Genomic DNA, 19,375 nt, shown 5'->3' with positions numbered 1-19,375 from the left:
TTACGTTCATTTAAGATGAGAGATGATTTTATGCTTTTAGCAGTGAAACTAAAATTTTGAAATCATTGATATTAAGTTTATATTCTTTTAAGCAAAAGATGACATTCTGTCTGTTGCAATGGTAAAGATAGTATCATTATTTTAATATTGTGGTTCGTATTACGAATGGTGCAATGGCTTGAAAAATGGAAAGTTTGTCCTCTTTGACTCTGTTACAGATTATTATCGGTTTTATTATCTTTTTTTTGTTTCCTCTATGTTGGCTATTTACACATATGGGCGTTTTATGAAAAATGCTAGGGGAGAGTGTTCTTATGCATTAACTGTTGAGAAAGATGAAACCAAGCTTGATCGTATAGTAAATCAATTGGCAGAAGAAACAGGTGGATTAGGAGTTGAAAAAGACGCTCTTTCACTCATCATTAGCAATTTGGATGCATTTTGTGTTCGTGCGATAGGAGCAGCACAGGCTGGGCGTAGCCTTGATCTTATGTATTATATTTGGGATGATGATTTAACAGGGCGCTTATTATTAAGTGAAATAGTAGAGGCAGCAGATCGTGGTGTTCGGGTGCGTCTTCTTTTAGATGATATTAATGCTCAAGCACGTGATCCAGCTTATATTGCGCTGGATAAACATCCCTATATTGAGGTAAGAATGTTTAATCCAGGGCGATCACGTAAGTGGGGATTACGCCGTGGTTTAGAGATTATCTTGCGCGCAATTACTGTAACACGCAGGATGCATAATAAAGCTTTTATTGTGGATGGCCGAGTAGCTTTTGTAGGAGGACGCAATCTTGCAGATTCTTATTTTGATGCTGGTGATGAATCGCATTTTAGAGATTTAGATTTGATGTTAATTGGTCCTTCGGTTAAAAATGTGGAAAGCATTTTTGATGACTTTTGGAATAGCGCTGTCGTTTTGCCTATTCATACTTTAGTTGTTCCTAAAAGTGCAAGCGACCTTGGTTATTGGAAGGATAAATTACGAAAATTTCGTGATTCTAAAGCTGCAAAAGTTTATCTAGACTATGTCAAAGAGCATATTAATTTTGATTATTTTGTCGAGAGAGGAAAGCGATTATTTTTAGCAGATAAAGTTGTTGTTCTTTCTGATCCTCCAGAAAAAGCATTACGCAAAAAAGCAGGAAATTGGCTCATGAAGGCCCTCTCACAGGTTATTGATGATGCCAAAAAAACAGTCCAAATTACGTCGCCTTATTTTGTTCCTGGTAAAGTGGGTACACAGAATCTTCGCAATTTGGTTTCAAAGGGTGTTGATGTCAAAATTCTTACGAATTCATTAGCAGCAACTGATGTGGCACTTGTGCATGGTGGTTATGCACCATATCGTAAAACACTATTGAAAAATGGTGTTAAGCTTTATGAGTTAAAACCAGACGGAAATGCGCACGGACTAAGATTATTTCGCTCAAGTAAAGCAAGTTTACATACCAAAGCTTTTTTAGTCGATCGTAAAACCGCTTTTATTGGGTCTTTAAACTTTGATCCCAGATCTGTTGCGTTGAATACAGAAATGGGCATTCTTTTTGAGTGTGCACCGATTACAGCAAGATTAGATTTGCTTTTTTCTGAAGAAACAACGGGTGAAATGAGTTATCATCTCCGTCTTGGTAATAATAATCGTATTTATTGGGATTTTATTGAAAATGAAAAACAGCATAGCATTGATTATGAGCCAGAAAGCAATTTTTGGCGCCGTGCATTTGCTAAAATAATAAGTTGGTTACCTATTGAATCACAATTATAGGTCTTATAAACTATATTTTGAAAATTATTTTAATTTTTCTTTTCATTTTTTTGTAGCGTGGCATAATTTTGTGCCAATCCACAACGTGTGAAAACCGCAGTTGATAAAACTACATGCGGTGTTTTGTTATAAAAGGAATTTGGTAATGGCAAAGATTGTTGAAACGGGGACAGGTGTATTGGCATTGACTTTTGATGATGTGCTCTTACAGCCTAGTCATTCTCTTGTTATGCCTAGCCAAGTAGATTTGAGAACGCGTATTGCTGCTGATATTCAGCTAAATTTGCCTTTGCTTTCTGCTGCCATGGATACTGTAACAGAATCACGTTTGGCAATTGCTATGGCTCAAGCAGGTGGACTTGGTGTTATTCATCGTAATATGTCTCCTGCAGAGCAAGCTGAAGAAGTTCGTCAGGTTAAAAAATTTGAATCTGGTATGGTTGTTAATCCAGTAACAATTGGACCAGATGCAACACTTGAAGAAGCAAAAGCTTTAATGCGCTCTCATGGTATTTCGGGTATTCCGGTTGTTGAAAATGGTGTTAAAGGTGAGACTGCTGGACGGCTCGTTGGCATTTTGACCAATAGAGATGTGCGTTTTGCATCGGATCCAAAACAAAAAATTTATGAATTAATGACCCATGAAAATTTGATCACAGTGCGTGAAAATGTTCAACTCAGTGAGGCGAAGTATCTTTTACATCATCACCGTATAGAAAAATTATTAGTTGTGGATGAGCAAAATCGCTGTGTTGGCTTAATAACAGTTAAGGATATTGAAAAAGCAAAATTAAATCCAAATGCGGCGAAAGATTCTCAAGGCCGCTTGCGTGTTGGAGCTGCCAGTAGTGTAGGAAATGATGGGATTGAACGGGCTGAACGACTCATTGATGCAGGTGTTGATGTATTGGTAATTGATACAGCGCATGGGCATTCTCAACGTGTATTAGAAACCGTTGAGCGAATAAAAAAAATGACACCCTCTCCAGTTGTTATTGCTGGTAATGTAGCGACTTCTCAAGCAACGCAGGCATTGATTGATAGTGGTGCAGATTCGGTAAAGGTTGGTATTGGCCCTGGTTCTATTTGTACAACACGAATTGTTGCAGGGGTTGGTGTGCCTCAACTAGCAGCCATTATGAATGCTGCAGAAATTGCTGAAAAGGCAGGTATTCCTGTCATCGCTGATGGTGGGATCAAAGCTTCGGGTGATTTTGCTAAAGCTTTGGCTGGTGGTGCTTGTGCAGTTATGATTGGATCTCTTTTAGCTGGTACAGATGAAAGTCCCGGAGAAGTTTATCTTTATCAAGGGCGGTCTTTTAAAGCCTATCGCGGTATGGGGTCTGTTGGTGCTATGGCAAGGGGATCGGCAGATCGCTATTTTCAAGATGAAGTGCGTGATGAACTTAAATTGGTGCCTGAAGGTGTAGAAGGACAAGTGGCTTATAAAGGTCCTATAGCATCTGTTCTACACCAACTTGCTGGTGGATTGCGTGCTTCAATGGGCTATGTTGGAGCGAAAGACCTTGTAGAGTTTCGTGAAAAAGCGACATTTGTTCGTATCACCAATGCTGGGCTCCATGAAAGTCATACCCATGATGTTTCTATCACGCGGGAGAGTCCTAATTATCGCCGGCCTATTTGATGTATAAGAGCGTAGAAATCTATATATGATATAAGAATCTTTTGAGAAAATGCGAGCAGGTTATCATTTTTCTCTTTGTGCTTTGGTGTATAATTGCAAGGAAGAAAGAATTGGAGGCTAATATTCCAATTCTTTCCGTGGGTTATATGAAATTAAGGGAATTAACCTTTTGTTGTCTTCCGAGCCGACTTTGACGCACGTTGGCGAGTGTTAGCCTGATCACCTTGCATGGATTTCTTTCCATTGTTTGAGGGCATTGTATTGTGACGGCTTTTAGATGAAGGTGTTTTCCCATTATTGTAAGTATTCATTATTTTCTCCTTTTAAATTATCTGGCTTACAGCCAGTAGGATAAAAACGGTCATGCCAAATAGTGGTTCCAAGTATTTTCTAAAAAGTTAATATTTTGTTGGGAATAAGATGCGTTTTTCTCCCGTTTTACACAGTAATGAGAAGTTTAATGGTTTTTACATAACACATGACTGGAAGGGAATCTTTATGGATGATAACCTATTCTTTCATCTCAAGGAGGATTTAATATCTTTTAGAAGAAGAAAAGATAGCAAATAGAGAATAGATCAGTGATATAATTTCGATACACTAAAAAGCGTAAGTAATAAAATTATTTGGTTTTCAAGTCACATGTCCAATAATTTTGAAAGAATTCTATTGGAAAATGACAGAGATAATACTGTTTTTTGCTTAAAATGTTCAAAACTTTATGGAAATTTAATAGGAGCAATGGATGCGATTAGGTGGGCGTTTGCAGGCAGCAATAGATGTTCTAAAAGAGATAGAAATTCGGCATCGCCCCGTAGGAGAAGCTTTAAAAGATTGGGGGCTTTCTCATCGTTTTGCTGGAGCAGGTGATCGTGCCGCAATTGGTACAATTGTTTATGATGTTTTAAGACGACGTTATTCTTTACAATGGCGTATGGAGAGTGATGATATTCGAGAGATTGTTTTCGGTGCCTTATTGGATACTGGAAAAATGACGATTGAACAAATTGACAGTGAATTAGCAGGAGATCGGTTTGCGCCGCAGTTATTGGGGAACAAGCAACGTCAATCATGGCAAAGACGGCAATTAGTTGATGCACCAGATTATGTTCGTGGTGATATTCCCCAATGGTGTGAAGTGCATTTGCGTCCTGTATTTTCCGATAATTGGGTCATCGAAGCAGCTGCGTTAGCAACACGCCCTTCTTTAGATTTACGAGTCAATATTTTAAAGGCAACACCAGAAAAGGTTTTGCAGGAATTAGCCAAAACCAAACTTCAATCTCTGTCATGGTTCCGCCAAGCCTTAAGAATTGCACCAAGTGAAAAATTTGGTCGTCATCCCAATGTTCAAGTTGAACCAGCTTTTCAAAAAGGGCACTTTGAAATACAGGATTTAGGGTCGCAAATTGTTGCGCATCTTGCAGAAGCAAGGGAAAGCATGCAGGTATTGGATTATTGTGCAGGTGCTGGAGGAAAGACATTAGCTTTATCTGCCAATATGAACAATCGTGGGCAAATTTATGCTTATGATTTAGAGAAAGCGCGCTTGGCTCCTATTTTTGATCGTCTTCGCCGTGCTGGTGTTCGTAATGTACAGATACGGGCGCAGAAAGAAGAATTGAAGCCGTTAGTAGGTCAGATGGATAGAGTTCTGTTAGATGCACCATGTAGTGGTACAGGAACATGGCGTCGACGTCCTGATGCAAAATGGCGTTTAACATTAGAACAGGTAAGACAACGCCAGAGTGCACAAAGAACTATTTTAAATGAGTCTATAGATTATCTTAAACAAAATGGGCACTTAATCTATATCACATGTTCTCTTTTTGTGGATGAAAACGAGGAGCAAATTTCTCATTTTCTTCAACAGAATAGCAATTTTTGTCCAATCGATATGCGTGCACTTTGGCAGAAACATTTTAGTCTTTCCAATGTACAACCCACCTTTTCAAATTACGGACTCATCTTATCGCCAGCAACGACAAAAACAGATGGTTTCTTTTTATCTGTGTTACAAAAAAAACATTAATACATATTTTTATATTATTCTATAAGAATAGCTTTTTTCTTAAGAAAATAGACTTGTGAAAAGAGAAAGATTAAATAATAAACCTTATTGGTTTTCTTTTACAATTGTTGATTGGTTTTCCATGAGCATATCACATCTAGACACTGTTCTTATTATTGATTTTGGTTCACAAGTGACACAACTTATTGCACGTAGAGTACGCGCAATGGATGTGTACTCCGAAATTGTTCCTTTTCAATCCGCTTTAGAAGCTGTTCAGAGGATAAGACCTAAAGCTATTATTTTGTCAGGCAGTCCCTATTCAGTGATTGATGAGGATTCGCCACGTCTTCCGATGGAAATTTTTGAACTAGGTATTCCAGTTCTTGGTATTTGTTATGGTGAACAAGTGATGTGTGTGCAGCTTGGTGGAAAAGTTGAAGCTGGACATGAGCGTGAATTTGGACGGGCTTTTTTAGAGGTGGAAGAAGAGAGTGCACTTTTTGATGGTGTGTGGGAAAAAGGTTCTTGTTATCAAGTATGGATGAGTCATGGTGATCGTGTAACAGCTTTACCAGAAGGTTTTCGCGTCATAGGAACATCCAAAGGTGCGCCCTATGCTGCTATTGCTGATGAAAAAAGACACTTTTACGCAGTGCAGTTTCATCCTGAAGTGGTTCATACACCCAATGGTGCAAAACTTTTGCAAAATTTTGTTCATAAGATTTCTGGTCTTAAAGGTGATTGGTCAATGGCTTCTTATCGTGAACAGGCTATTGCGGCGATACGGCAAAAAGTTGGAAAAAGTCGTGTGATTTGTGGTCTTTCCGGTGGTGTTGATTCCTCCGTTGTTGCTGTACTCCTTCATGAAGCAATAGGGGATCAACTAACATGTATTTTTGTAGACCATGGGTTGATGCGCAAGAATGAAGCTAAAGAAGTTCTCACGCTTTTTCGTGATCATTATAATATAGAACTTATTCATGTGAATGCTGCTAACATATTTCTCAGTGCTCTAGAAGGAGAGACAGATCCAGAGAAAAAGCGCAAAACAATAGGGCGTCTTTTTATTGAAGTTTTTGAAGAAGAAACAAAAAAGATGGGGGGAGCAGAATTTTTAGCACAGGGTACACTGTATCCAGATGTCATTGAGAGTGTTTCAGCAATTGGTGGATCGGTCACAATTAAAAGCCATCATAATGTAGGTGGCTTGCCAGAACAGATGAATATGAAACTTGTAGAACCGTTGCGTGAGCTTTTTAAGGATGAGGTTCGCTCGCTAGGGAGGGAGTTAGGGTTACCTGAGCAGTTTATTAGCCGTCATCCTTTTCCAGGTCCTGGTCTTGCAATTCGTTGTCCAGGAGCAATTACACGTGAAAAATTAGAGATTTTACGCGAAGCAGATGCCATTTATCTTGATGAAATCCGTAAATCTGGTCTTTATGATAAAATTTGGCAAGCTTTTGCTGTTCTTCTTCCTGTTCAGACTGTCGGTGTGATGGGTGATGGTCGTACTTATGAATTTGTTTGTGCTCTTCGTGCGGTCACATCTGTAGATGGAATGACTGCTGATTTTTATCACTATGATATGGAGTTTTTAAGCAAAACAGCAGCGCGTATTATTAATGAAGTGAAAGGTATTAATCGTGTTGTTTATGATATAACTTCAAAACCTCCTGGTACCATTGAATGGGAATGATGAAAATAAAGTACAATCCTTACAGCCGTACATCTGATCAAAGAAGTAAGAGCTATTCATCATCTTATCTATGAGATAACCTAAAAGCCTATTCAAAATAGATTGTTATTAGAATTTGGTATTTAAGCGTATGAGCAGGAGAAGGTAGTTTCTAAAAAATTGTTTTTTACTGTCTATGATATTAAAAAAACTATTACCTGATTGTATGTTAATGCATATCGTTTAAAATTAAGAAGTGTGAAGTTTTGTATGTCTGAGAAAAAAATTGTTGCCCACCGTGGTGGAGCATGTCTTTATCCTGAAAATACGCTTTCAGCATTTGTTAACGCCATAGCGTTAGGTGTTGACGAGATTGAATGTGATGTTCATCTGCTTAAAAGTGGTGAGGTGGTTGTATTTCACGATTTTCGTTTAGAACAATTGGTTGGAAAAACAGGATATATTCATGATATTGATAATGAAACACGCAAACAACTGTGCGTAAAAGGAAGTACAGAACCACCTCCTTTGCTAGAAGAAGTACTTGATCTTTTAGCACCAACCAATGTTGGATTGCATCTTGAAATCAAAACTTGTGGTGAGGTTGAGCGTGAAACAATCTTATCTCAAAAAGCACTTGCATTAGTAAAAAGTCGAAATTTAGCAGAGCGAGTTTCTGCAATCAGTTTTGGTCCTGCAAGCCTTCGCTCCTTTATTGAAGCAGGAATAACATCTGGCCCATGTATTGATAGCTTTGAAGGTGATATGTACCAGCATTTTTCTGAATGGAAAAAATTAGGATATCGTGATTTGAGTTTATATGGCTCCATTGTCTCACAGGATTTTATTGAAGCTGCACTTGAAGCTGGCTTTATTGTGGGAGTATGGACAATCAATGGGAAAGCTCGGTTATCGTATTGGCTTGATATGCCTGTTCATTATATTACAACAGACCAACCCGATCTCGCTTTACAATTGCGTACACAGAGAGAAAGGGCATGATCGGTAATACAAAGAAACTATATCTCTTAACAAAGAATGGGATTAAGAGGAGAAAGTAAGAAGCCTTTTTATAATGCTGCTTATGAAATAAAAGCTCTACTTCATTTATTGATTTGTGCGCTTTCCTGTAGCTTTATTAAAAGTATGAAAATTCTGATGAGGAACAGTAAAGCTGAGCTTCTGACCATAGTTACTTGTCAGGCGCTCTTTTATTTCTATGGTAAAAATATTGCTATTCCAATGTGTTAGAACGTGGCACCCTGTCCCTACAGGTTTGATAAGTTCAATTTGTGTATGAAAAACAGACCCTTGATCTGGATATTCGCCTAACAAGATTACTTCAGGTCTGAATCCTAAAAGATCAGTATCCTTACAGTAAGATAATGAATGACCTAAGTGTTGTTCTAGAATTTGGCAATCAAGAAAATTCATGGGAGGAGAACCAATAAAATCAGCAACAAATGTTGTTGCTGGATAATCATAAATTTCCATTGGTGTTCCAATTTGCTCAATAGCGCCTTTATTCATGACAACGATTCTATCGGCAAGTGTCATTGCTTCTAGTTGATCATGGGTAACGTAAAGGCTGGTTGTACCCAATGAACGCTGGAGTGTTTTAATCTCAATACACATTTGTGCTCGCAATTTTGCATCAAGATTTGAGAGCGGTTCATCAAAGAGAAAAACACGTGGTTGACGTACAATCACACGCCCCATAGCAACACGTTGGCGTTGCCCTCCTGATAATTGTTGTGGTTTACGATCTAGAAATGTCTCTATTTGCAAGAGTTTTGCGGCGTGTGCGATACGTCTGTTTATCTCATCCTTAGGCGTTTTACGATTTTTAAGACCATATTCTAAATTTCCACGAACTGTCATATGAGGATAAAGTGCATAATTTTGAAAAACCATAGCGATATCACGATCGGCTGGTTCACGATTATTGATATATTCATTATCAATATAAAGTTCCCCTGCGGTGACTTGTTCAAGTCCGGCAATAATGCGCAAGAGCGTTGATTTTCCACATCCTGAAGGACCAACAAGAACAAGAAGTTCTCTATCGGAAACCGTTAAATTTAAATCATCAATGACCAGAATGCCGTTGTCATACTGTTTTTTTATATTTAATAACTGGATTATGGCCACAGCTATTTCTCCGTTTCAATAAGGCCTTTAATAAAAAGTCGTTGCATAAGAATAACGACAAGAACAGGGGGTAGCATAGCAACAACCGATACTGCCATAAGTATATTCCATTTAGGATCATGTTGAAGTGATTCCACAATAAGCTGTTTGAGAATAATCAGAATGGTTTGATGGTTTTGATCAGTTGTAATAATGAGAGGCCAGAGGTATTGTATCCACCCGTAAATGAACATAATAATAAATAAAGCGGCGATATTGCTTTTGCTGAGTGGTAGAAGGATATCTTTAAAAAATTTAAATGGTCCCGCACCATCAACGCGAGCAGCTTCTAAGAGTTCATCAGGAACAGTTAAAAAAAACTGGCGAAATAAAAATGTAGCCGTTGCAGAGGCAATAAGTGGAATAATCATTCCGCTATAGGTATTTATCATACCTAATTGTGCAACGATTGCATAGGTTGGAATAATACGAACTTCAACAGGAAGCATCAGTGTAACAAAGATAAGAGCAAAAGCGGTCTTTCGGAAAGGAAAGCGCATATAAACGATTGCATAAGCAGACAAGAGCGAAATAACAATTTTTCCAATACTAATTCCAAGTGCCATAATAAGCGAATTCATCAACAATGGCCAGAGATTGGGTAATCCAAGTTGTACAAGACCATCACCGAAGATAGTTTTATAATTTTCCAGAGTGTGATTTCCCGGCAAAAGTGGAAGTGTTCCTGAATTAAATGCTGCTGAACTATGGGTTGATGCAATAATAGCAACGTAAACTGGAAAACAAATAATGATAATACCAACGATGAGGATGAGATGAGTTAGAAATTTCAAAATAGGGCGATTTTCAACCATAATTTGCTTCCTAATATTGCACGCGACGTTCAATCCAGCGAAACTGGATAAACGTTAAGACAATAACCATCAACATTAATATTGCTGATTGTGCCGCTGATGCACCAATTATTTGGTTTTTAAAACCATCATCATACACTTTGTAAACGAGAGTGCTTGTTGCACGTGCAGGACCTCCAGAGGTTATGTTATCAATAATTCCAAATGTATCAAACATAACATATTGGGTATTAACGATAAAAAGAAAAAAGGTTGTTGGTGAAATTTGCGGAAAAATTATAGTCCAAAATCGTTTAAAAGGACTGGCTCCATCAATTGCTGCTGCTTCTATTTGGGAACGTGGCACAGATTGTAGACCGGCAAGAAAAAAGAGAAAATTGTAAGAAATTTGTTTCCAACTTGCAGCAATCACAATAAGGATCATTGCTTGGGTGCCATTAATACGATAATTCCATATAATACCTATTTTCTCCAAAAGAACGGGGATAATTCCGATGGTGGGATGAAAGATGAACAACCACAATATACCTGCCAATACCGGAGCAACAGCATAAGGCCAGAGCAAAAGCGTTGTGTAAGCCTTTTTTGCACGGATAACACGGTCAACACAGACAGCTAAAAGAAGTGCTATTGTCATTGAAATGACAGTAACTGAAATGGAAAATATTGCTGTTGTAAAAAGTGATTTCAGATACGCTAAATCAGAAAGAATTGTTACATAATTTTCAAAACCAATAAAAGTTGTTGTAAAACCAAAAGGATCTTCACGCTCGAAAGACGATTTTATTGCCTGGAGGGCAGGCCAAAAGAAAAACAAAAAAGTCACAATAAGCTGAGGAAAAAGCAGCCAATAAGCGAGGAGACTATTTTTGAAATGTGCTTGTTTTTGCATTCGTAGGGTTCTTTAAATATAGAAACTTTAGAAAACCGAACAAAAAAGAACTAAAAGAACTAAAATGTTCGACCAAGATTTTGATATTTAACGATAAAACAACCTTAATGATTAGCTTTTTCGAATTCACGTAAGAGCTTATTACCACGTTTAACAGTTTCATCTAATCCATCTTTTGGTGTTTTGGAACCGTTAAGGACAGCTTCTAATTCTTGATCAAGAAAGGAACGAATTTGCGGTAAATTACCAAATCTTACGCCCTTTGAGTTAACATTGGGTGGGTTAAGATTAATTTGCTTAATAGCAATATCTGCGCCAATATTTTTATCGTAGTAATGCTGTTTTTTGCTCAGTTCATAAGCAGACGTTGTGGTTGGAAGGTATCCTGTCGTTTGATGCCATTTTGCTTGGTTATCTGCCCTCGATAAAAACTTAAGAAAAGCAGCAGCTCCTGCATATTCTTTAGGGGTATGACCTTTTAGGACCCAAATAGAAGCACCACCAATAATTGAATTTTGTGGCGCATCTTTTATATCATCATAATAGGGAAGCATACCAAACCCAACTTTAAATTGCGCCTCAGAGAGGATTCCTGCACGAGACCCTGAAGACTGCATAAAAATTGCACAATTTTGCGTCATAAACATCGGTGTTGCATCTAATGCTCCAGCTGGACCTCCATAGCGAAAAATACCTTGATCAGACCATTTTTTAAGGTCAGTCCACATGCGCACTTGTAAAGGCCCATTAAAAGTAAGTTCTGAATCAAGTCCACTAAAACCATTTTCTTTTGTTCCAAAAGGAACATTATGCAATGCTGAGAAATTTTCCATGCCAATCCACTGCGCAGCATAAGACATTGTAAAGCCACAACTTGCTGCTTTAGCTTCAAGAATTTTTTTAGAAAAGTTTTCTATATCTTTCCATGTTTTTGGTGGCTGTTCTGGGTCAAGCCCAGCTTTTTTAAAGATATCTTTATTATAATAAAGAATTGGTGTTGAAGCGTTGAATGGCATGGAAAGCATTCGTCCCTGAACATCTGAGTAATAACCACTGATAGCAGGTAAATAATCTGTAGGATCAAATTCTTGTTTTGTATCAGCCATAAGTTGATAAACGGGGTAAACAGCACCTTTTGCAGCCATCATGGTTTCCGTGCCGATTTCATAGATTTGGACAAGAACTGGTTGTTGTTTTCCACGAAATGCTGCAATGAGTGAGACCAGACCTTCTTCATATTCACCACGAAATGAAGGAACAACTTTATATTCAGACTGGCTGGCATTAAAGTCGTTAATGAAACGCTCAGTTTGTTTTCCTAGCTCTCCGCTCATAGAATGCCAAAAACTAATTTTTGTTTGCGCAAACCCTGCTGTTGCCATACTGGTAGCAATTGCAAATGCTGCAAGAGAAAAATAAAAACGATTCATGGTTTCCCCTTTCTGAAGTGATCGAATACAGAGTGCCCTAATTGTATGGTATTACACATAAACACGCCATGATAGTTTTATTTTAGACATATATTGGTCCATTTAAACAGGAACCATCAAAAGGTCAAACGAATTTGTTTAGATGAGCTTGTTTTCTTTTGTGAAAGCTATTTTATGTGAACCAGATAATACCTTGTAAATATCTGGTAAGAAAAGACATAGCGCAAATAAGCAAGATCAATGATACAAAGAGTAAAGACCATTCTGTTGTAGCTATTCAGTATACAGATTTATTCTTTTAAAAAGAGAGAGTTTTTTATTCTATGTGTTAGGTAGCTTTTGAACAGTCATATTATGGTGAAACGTTTGCATTCGACTTGAATAATAATCTTTGCTAAAGCAAACTTTTTAAATTTATTTAACAGGTTATCGTCTTCCAAGATTTTTAAGTGTATTAACCAAAATGATTTTAGAACCCAGCCTTTAGAGACAAATAAGCCTTGATTTGAGGGGGATAAACACTTTCTGATCAATTAGCAGTATTTTTGATCTATAAAATGGTCTATTTTAGCGTGTCTACATGATGCTAAAACCGTGATTTATCTTAAGGTAACTGCTATGAAATTTTAAAAAGCCTTATAAGAGGCTTCAAACTTTTTGTGTAGCTGTTTTTTTATTTAATGTATCCCTAAATGTATTTTGATAACAAAGGGGATTTTTGCCGCTGAAGTATGATTTCACAGTTGTATGCTAAACCGTTTGGTTATGAGAAAAAGAGACTATGAGGCGCCGTAAAAAAGTTTTTTTGCTTTTAAGAAGCACGTTTTTTTATTTTTTCATTAAACATGGTTCGTAATCATATTTTTTATAGGTATAAAAGAAGTGGCAAAAACATACATAGTTTACTTTCTCATACAGACATCTTAGTGTTTTGTTATTGCATCGATAAGAGTGTTAACATTATGTTCCATCATATCGAGATAAGTTGCAGCAGGGCCATTTTCATTTGACAATGCATCAGAATACAATGTTCCACCGATTTTTAAGCCTGTTTCTTTTGCAATTTGTTTTATAAGACGTGGATTAGAGATATTTTCAACGAACAGTGCAGCTGCTTTATTGGTTTTAATTTGTGTGATAAGTTTGGCTATATCGGCCGGTGTTGCTTCAGCTTCTGTTGAAGCACTTTGGGGGGCCAGTATGGTAAAACCGTATTCTTGAGCAAAATAACCAAAGGCGTCATGAGATGTGATAATAATACGCTGATTTTTTGGAATAGTGGCAATTTTTGTTTTAAGTGTTTCTTGTACTGCTTTAAGTTTTTGTATGTAGGTTTCAGCATTTTGGTTGTAATTTGCGCAGGATTGTTGATCAATTTTACAAAAAGCAGCGGCGATATTTTTGATATAAATTTCAACATTTGGGATAGTTTGCCAAGCATGTGGATCAATATCACTGTGGTGGTGATGTTGTTGGGCACTGTGTTCTTGAGTTTTAATTTCACGAGGGGGGATGTTGGCACTTGCTTCGATAAGAGACGCTTTTGTACCGCTTGCTGTGATGAGGCGATCAATAAAACCCTCTAAATGAAGTCCGTTGATAAAAATAATATGCGCATTTCTAAGAACTTTGGCATCATGGGGAGTTGGCTCATAAGTGTGGGTATTCGCATTGGGGCCAACAAAAGTCGTCATAGAAATATGATCACCTCCTACATTTTTTACTAAATCTGCAAGAATAGAGAAGCTAACGACAACTCTAATCTTATCCTGCTTATCTGCAGTAGCAGAACATGGAAAAAGGGTAGGCAATAAGAGTGTTCCAAGCAGAACAAAGAAGTGAACAAATTTAGACACATTATTTCCTTAAACTAGGGAAGGACATATAAAAGAAACGTGGAAACCATGCCACAATAAAGCCGCGTGGACTGATGAAACAGGAAAAAAGATAAATACATCCTGCGACAATTATGATAGCGGGACCGGAAGGTAGTGACAGATGAAAAGAAAGCAATAGGCCACATATGCTAGCAATGATTCCCAAAAGGGTAGAAAGTATGCAAATAGGGCCAAGACGCGAAAGCCAAAAACGTGCTGTAATAGCTGGGATCATCATAATGCCGACAGAAAGGAGGGTTCCTAGTGATTGAAAACCACCAACCAGATTCAATACGACAAGTCCAAGCAATGATATATGAACATATTTGCTCAATGGAGAGAGTGATTTAAAAAAGAGTGGGTCAAAGCTTTCTAATACCAGTGCACGCCAGAAAATGAAAAGACTGCATATTGTAATCAGCATGATAGTGGTGATGAGTAAAAGGGCTTGTGTATCAAGAGCAAGCACCGAACCAAATAAGAGATGAAGCAGTTCAATAGTTGAGTTTTTTAGAGAAACAATAATAACACCTGCTGCAAGTGCAATGAGATAAAAGACTGTCATTGATGCGTCTTCTTTTTGGACGCTGTTTCGTGAAGTGAGAGCGGTTGCTAAAGCAACAATGATGCCAGCTAAAATACCCCCAAGTGTCATAGATAGTAGCGAAAATCCACTAATTAGAAAAGCAGTTGCAACACCAGGAAGAATGGCATGGGATATAGCATCTCCTGTTAGACTCATTCCCCGCAGCATCAAAAAGACCCCAATAGGGCAGGCGCTGATAGACAGAAGAACTGAGCCGATAAGAGCATTTTGCATAAAATGGAAATCAATGAAGGGGGCAAGAAAAAATGCGTACACGTATTATAACCTAGGAGAGTAAGAATCGTGAAGGGGGAAAAGTTGTTTTAGTGTGCTGGCATGCAAAGGGTTAGATGGAGGAGGTGGCAGAATGTGATGAATATTATCATGGAAAAACAGGGCGGTTTCTCCATAGTGGGCGTTTTGTTGATGAATGTGAATCATTTGGGGAAAACATTTTTGCACAATGAGGGGATCATGAAGCGCTGTGAGAACTGTTCGTCCTTGTTGTTGCCAATGTATAATTAAAGCAAGAAGATCCTTTTGGGTTTTACGATCCACACCATTGAAAGGTTCATCGAGCAAGATAATTTCGGCATCTTGTACAATAATACGTGCAAAAAGAGCACGTTGTAATTGTCCACTTGACAATGTATCAAGAGGACGGCTGGCAAGTGCTGTAAGCCCAACCATTTCAAGTGCATTCTGAATTTTAGAATAATAAGGACGCTGTTTTTTCCACAATCCACAAAAAGACCACAGCCCTGTTTTAATAAGCGTTTTCACATCAATCGGAAATGTTTGATCTATATCACATTGTTGAGCAAGATAAGCAATACTGCTTTTTTTCGGTTTTATAATTTTACCTTTGAGAGGTTTTATTTCACCAGCGATGGCTTTCAACAATGTAGATTTTCCTGCACCATTATCACCGGTTATTGCTACCAAGGAGCCCATTTTTAACTTTGCTGAAAAGCTTCTTATTGCTATTCTATTTTTATAGCCTAGTGTTGCACTATCAAAATGCAGATCCATAATTTATACCATCTTTAATGTTTCTCATGAACATATGTAATAATATAACGTTTGTCAATAAAACGTTATATTATTACATATGTTTTGGGTGTTGAGAATTTTAGTGGGAAGATCGTGGAAAATTCAAAATAATAATTGAATTCATCTTGACGAAAGAGAGTGTGTGTATACTATATATAGTATTAAAATGATTGGCGATTCTAAATAGGCACAAGTGAGGGTAGAGTGTGTTTCGTTTGGTTTCTAAGTTATCTCCACAATGTGATTGTAAAAAGTTTATTGACTAAGGGTAGAACAGCATTCTTGTTGAGGTACCTACTTTGGAAGGGTTTCCTTTCATTTTTGTGAGTTGATTTTTGTCATGAAAGAGTAAGGCTGAGCTATCGGGGCACGGTGGCTTGAGCCGTTATCTCTTCAGACTACAGGAGGGAATCGTAATGCAAGCAAAAGATTATTTTATAACTGGGGGTTTGTTTAGGTTGTAGAATGATCACTTATCCTCATCATAGTTTTAAAATTTGATGGGGATTTCTGTTAAGTTCTGGAAGCTATGTGTTATCTAAATAAGGTATAGCTATATGTGTTTGCGTACGATTTCTGTTTCTGTTTTTTGTTATCCTTGAGTATTTATAAAGTTATCAGAATGAACCCTTTAGGGTTGATTTTTTAAAATTATGAAAGTTGAAAAAAATGTCGATCACTATTTATAGCAAGCCATCTTGCGTTCAATGTGACGCTACGCGTCGCGCTTTTGATGCTAAAGGTATTCATTATCGTGTTGTAGACATTTCCCGCGATGAAAAAGCGTACAGTTTTGTTCAATCTTTGGGCTATCGTCAGGTTCCTGTCGTTGTTTGTGGTGAAAATCATTGGTCTGGTTTTAGACCAGATATGATTAGTGGTCTTTGTGTTTAATGGGGCTTATTGTTTATTATTCGAGTGCAACGGGTAATACTGAATATTTCGTTTTGCAGCTTGCTCAACGACTCTTCAAAATTGATAAAAAAAAGCCATCTGTGTTGGTTGATGAACCTTATGTGTTGGTTGTTCCTACCTATGCGGATGGTGAGGGAAGGGGGGCAGTGCCAAAAGCAGTTATTCATTTTCTTAATGAAGATGAGAATCGCAAATTTATTCGTGGTGTCATTGGTGGTGGGAATCGTAATTTTGGTCGCTATTATAATTTAGCAAGCAAGATCATTTCTGAAAAATGTTGTGTGCCTTGCCTTTATCGTTTTGAGTTACGTGGAACTGATGAAGACGTTATTTGTGTAAAGAAGGGATTAGAAAGATTTTGGAAACAATTGGGATAGAACAGTCGCAGAAATCAGGTCAAATTACTGATTATCATGCATTGAATGCCATGCTTAATCTTTATGATGAAAATGGTCATATTCAGTTTGATATGGATCGGCTTGCTGCACGGCAATATTTTCTTCAGCATGTTAATCAGAATACGGTTTTTTTTCATAATTTGAAAGAAAAAATAGACTATTTGATAGAAGAAGGTTACTATGAAAAATCTTTATTTGAGCTTTATGATTTTTCTTTTATCAAGAAACTTTTTAAGCGTGCTTATGCATTTAAATTTCGTTTTCCTACTTTTTTAGGTGCATTTAAGTATTATACCAGCTATACGCTGAAAACTTTTGATGGGAAGCGTTATCTGGAGCGTTATGAAGATCGTGTCTGCCTTGTTGCATTGTATTTAGCACAGGGGAATAGAGCTCTTGCCGAGATTCTTGTAGATGAAATTATTACAGGCCGATTTCAACCTGCAACACCGACATTTTTAAATGCGGGAAAAAAGCAGCGTGGCGAGTTGGTATCGTGTTTTTTGTTGCGTGTTGAAGACAATATGGAATCGATAGGTCGTTCGGTCAATTCAGCTTTACAGCTTTCTAAACGCGGTGGAGGTGTAGCGCTTTGTTTGACAAATTTGCGGGAAGCAGGTGCACCAATCAAGCAAATAGAAAACCAATCTTCAGGTGTACTCCCTGTAATGAAACTCTTGGAAGATTCTTTTTCTTATGCCAATCAACTTGGTGCACGGCAAGGGGCTGGTGCTGTCTATTTACATGCACATCATTTAGATATTATGAAGTTTTTGGATACGAAGCGTGAAAATGCTGATGAGAAAGTTAGAATTAAAACGCTTTCACTTGGTGTTGTAATTCCTGATATTACTTTTGAGCTTGCGCGTAATAATGAGGATATGTATTTGTTCTCATCTTATGACATTGAGCGTGTGACAGGAAAACCTTTTAGTGATATTTCTTTGACGGAGCATTATCGATCTTTTGTTGATGATGCGAGAATTCGTAAAAAGAAAATAAGTGCACGTGTTTTTTTCCAAACTTTAGCGGAAATTCAATTTGAGTCAGGTTATCCCTATATTTTATTTGAGGACACTGCTAACCGTGCCAATCCGATAGCTGGACGTATAAGTATGAGCAATTTATGTTCAGAAATTTTACAGGTCAGTGAGGCGAGTGAATTAGAGATAGACTTAACTTATCGCACTGTTGGAAGTGATATATCTTGTAATCTTGGTTCAATGAATATTGCAAAAGCAATGGAAAGTCCTGATTTTGGAAAGACAGTGGAAACTGCTGTTCGTGCTCTTACGGCTGTTTCTGATATGAGCGATATTGCTTGTGTCCCGTCCATTGCGAAGGGCAATGCTGAAAGTCATGCTATTGGTTTGGGACAAATGAATTTGCATGGTTTTTTAGCGCGTGAGAAACTCTATTATGGATCTCCAGAAGCAATAGATTTTACCAATATCTATTTTTATACTGTAGCATATCATGCCATACGTGCTTCTAATTTAATTGCACGCGAGCGTCAGAAAGTTTTTGCAGGATTTGAGAAGTCAGATTATGCAGATGGTCGTTTTTTTGCAAAATATATTGAGAAAGAATGGAAGCCGCAATTTGCACTGGTAAAAGAGCTTTTTGCACGGAGTAATATTATTATACCAGATCAAAAAGATTGGCAGGAACTTAGGGATTTAGTTGTTGAGTACGGATTATATAACCGTAATCTGCAAGCCGTTCCCCCTACAGGGTCTATTTCTTATATTAATAACGCGACATCTTCTATTCATCCAATTGCTTCAAAGATTGAAATTCGCAAAGAGGGAAAAATTGGGCGTGTTTATTATCCTGCTCCTTACATGGATAATACAAATTTAGATTTTTATCAGGATGCTTATGAGATTGGTCCTGAAAAAATTATTGATACCTATGCTGCTGCTACGCAGCATGTTGATCAAGGTCTTTCATTAACATTATTTTTTCCTGATACTGCGACCACACGTGATATTAATCGTGCACAAATTTATGCTTGGAAAAAGGGTATAAAGAGTATTTATTATATACGGTTGCGGCAGGTAGCGTTGAGTGGCACAGAAGTAGATGGCTGTGTTTCGTGCAGTCTGTAG

Annotated in this window: 14 protein-coding genes and 1 pseudogene; 8 read left to right on the top strand and 7 right to left on the bottom strand. The window is 37.6% G+C overall.

Annotated features, from left to right (window positions below):
• The first annotated feature begins 203 nt into the window (after positions 1 to 203).
• The 5 genes and pseudogenes from BN202_RS07310 to BN202_RS07290 all read left to right on the top strand — a co-directional run bounded on the left by BN202_RS07310 (position 204) and on the right by BN202_RS07290 (position 8,110).
• A pseudogene (locus BN202_RS07310) lies at positions 204 to 1,774 on the top strand (phospholipase D-like domain-containing protein).
• Positions 1,775 to 1,919: 145 nt separating this feature from the next.
• Positions 1,920 to 3,419 (top strand): IMP dehydrogenase, encoded by a 1,500-nt coding sequence (gene guaB / locus BN202_RS07305; protein ID WP_019219978.1) that lies wholly within the window; start codon positions 1,920 to 1,922, stop codon positions 3,417 to 3,419.
• A 745-nt stretch (positions 3,420 to 4,164) separates the two neighbouring features.
• Positions 4,165 to 5,451, top strand: a complete 1,287-nt coding sequence (locus BN202_RS07300) for an RsmB/NOP family class I SAM-dependent RNA methyltransferase (RefSeq protein ID WP_019219976.1) — start codon at positions 4,165 to 4,167, stop codon at positions 5,449 to 5,451.
• 121 nt (positions 5,452 to 5,572) lie between these two features.
• Positions 5,573 to 7,129 (top strand): glutamine-hydrolyzing GMP synthase, encoded by a 1,557-nt coding sequence (gene guaA, locus BN202_RS07295; protein ID WP_034987817.1) that lies wholly within the window; start codon positions 5,573 to 5,575, stop codon positions 7,127 to 7,129.
• Positions 7,130 to 7,378: 249 nt separating this feature from the next.
• Complete coding sequence (locus tag BN202_RS07290; protein WP_019219974.1) at positions 7,379 to 8,110, top strand: glycerophosphodiester phosphodiesterase; 732 nt, start codon at positions 7,379 to 7,381, stop codon at positions 8,108 to 8,110.
• 105 nt (positions 8,111 to 8,215) lie between these two features.
• On the opposite strand, the gene BN202_RS07285 is transcribed toward BN202_RS07290, so the two are convergent.
• The 7 genes from BN202_RS07285 to BN202_RS07255 form a co-directional block, all read right to left on the bottom strand.
• Positions 8,216 to 9,259 carry a sn-glycerol-3-phosphate import ATP-binding protein UgpC gene (locus tag BN202_RS07285; protein WP_019219973.1) on the bottom strand — a complete coding sequence of 348 codons (1,044 nt, stop codon included), beginning with the start codon at positions 9,257 to 9,259 and terminating at the stop codon, positions 8,216 to 8,218.
• A 2-nt stretch (positions 9,260 to 9,261) separates the two neighbouring features.
• Positions 9,262 to 10,113, bottom strand: coding sequence for a sn-glycerol-3-phosphate ABC transporter permease UgpE (gene ugpE, locus BN202_RS07280; protein ID WP_019219972.1), 852 nt, complete (start codon positions 10,111 to 10,113; stop codon positions 9,262 to 9,264).
• A 10-nt stretch (positions 10,114 to 10,123) separates the two neighbouring features.
• Positions 10,124 to 11,005 (bottom strand): sn-glycerol-3-phosphate ABC transporter permease UgpA, encoded by an 882-nt coding sequence (gene ugpA / locus BN202_RS07275; RefSeq protein WP_019219971.1) that lies wholly within the window; start codon positions 11,003 to 11,005, stop codon positions 10,124 to 10,126.
• A 104-nt stretch (positions 11,006 to 11,109) separates the two neighbouring features.
• Positions 11,110 to 12,435, bottom strand: a complete 1,326-nt coding sequence (gene ugpB / locus BN202_RS07270; protein ID WP_019219970.1) for a sn-glycerol-3-phosphate ABC transporter substrate-binding protein UgpB — start codon at positions 12,433 to 12,435, stop codon at positions 11,110 to 11,112.
• Between the two features lie 923 nt (positions 12,436 to 13,358).
• The gene (locus BN202_RS07265; protein ID WP_019219969.1) at positions 13,359 to 14,291 is read right to left on the bottom strand and encodes a metal ABC transporter solute-binding protein, Zn/Mn family; all 933 of its coding nucleotides are present in this window, start codon (positions 14,289 to 14,291) and stop codon (positions 13,359 to 13,361) included.
• 1 nt (position 14,292) lies between these two features.
• On the bottom strand, positions 14,293 to 15,174 hold the full coding sequence (locus BN202_RS07260; protein WP_034987770.1) for a metal ABC transporter permease: 882 nt from the start codon (positions 15,172 to 15,174) through the stop codon (positions 14,293 to 14,295).
• A 3-nt stretch (positions 15,175 to 15,177) separates the two neighbouring features.
• Positions 15,178 to 15,930 carry an ABC transporter ATP-binding protein gene (locus BN202_RS07255; RefSeq protein WP_019219967.1) on the bottom strand — a complete coding sequence of 251 codons (753 nt, stop codon included), beginning with the start codon at positions 15,928 to 15,930 and terminating at the stop codon, positions 15,178 to 15,180.
• Positions 15,931 to 16,620: 690 nt separating this feature from the next.
• Between BN202_RS07255 and nrdH the strand changes: the two genes are divergently transcribed.
• Genes nrdH through nrdE form a run of 3 tightly spaced genes read left to right on the top strand, consistent with a single transcriptional unit; the run spans position 16,621 to position 19,375 of the window.
• Positions 16,621 to 16,845: a glutaredoxin-like protein NrdH gene (gene nrdH / locus BN202_RS07250; RefSeq protein ID WP_019219966.1), complete on the top strand. Its 225-nt coding sequence runs from the start codon at positions 16,621 to 16,623 to the stop codon at positions 16,843 to 16,845.
• Positions 16,845 to 17,243 carry a class Ib ribonucleoside-diphosphate reductase assembly flavoprotein NrdI gene (gene nrdI / locus BN202_RS07245; RefSeq protein ID WP_019219965.1) on the top strand — a complete coding sequence of 133 codons (399 nt, stop codon included), beginning with the start codon at positions 16,845 to 16,847 and terminating at the stop codon, positions 17,241 to 17,243. Before nrdH ends, nrdI begins: the two co-directional genes overlap by 1 nt.
• Entirely contained in the window at positions 17,225 to 19,375 is a 2,151-nt protein-coding gene (nrdE, locus tag BN202_RS07240) for a class 1b ribonucleoside-diphosphate reductase subunit alpha (protein ID WP_019219964.1), read from the top strand. The genes nrdI and nrdE overlap by 19 nt, the downstream gene beginning before the upstream one ends.

Origin of the sequence: Bartonella florencae, assembly GCF_000312525.1 — a bacterium.
In the GTDB taxonomy this organism is placed as follows: Bacteria; Pseudomonadota; Alphaproteobacteria; order Rhizobiales; family Rhizobiaceae; genus Bartonella; species Bartonella florencae.
This window is presented reverse-complemented; position numbering and strand designations above follow the sequence as displayed.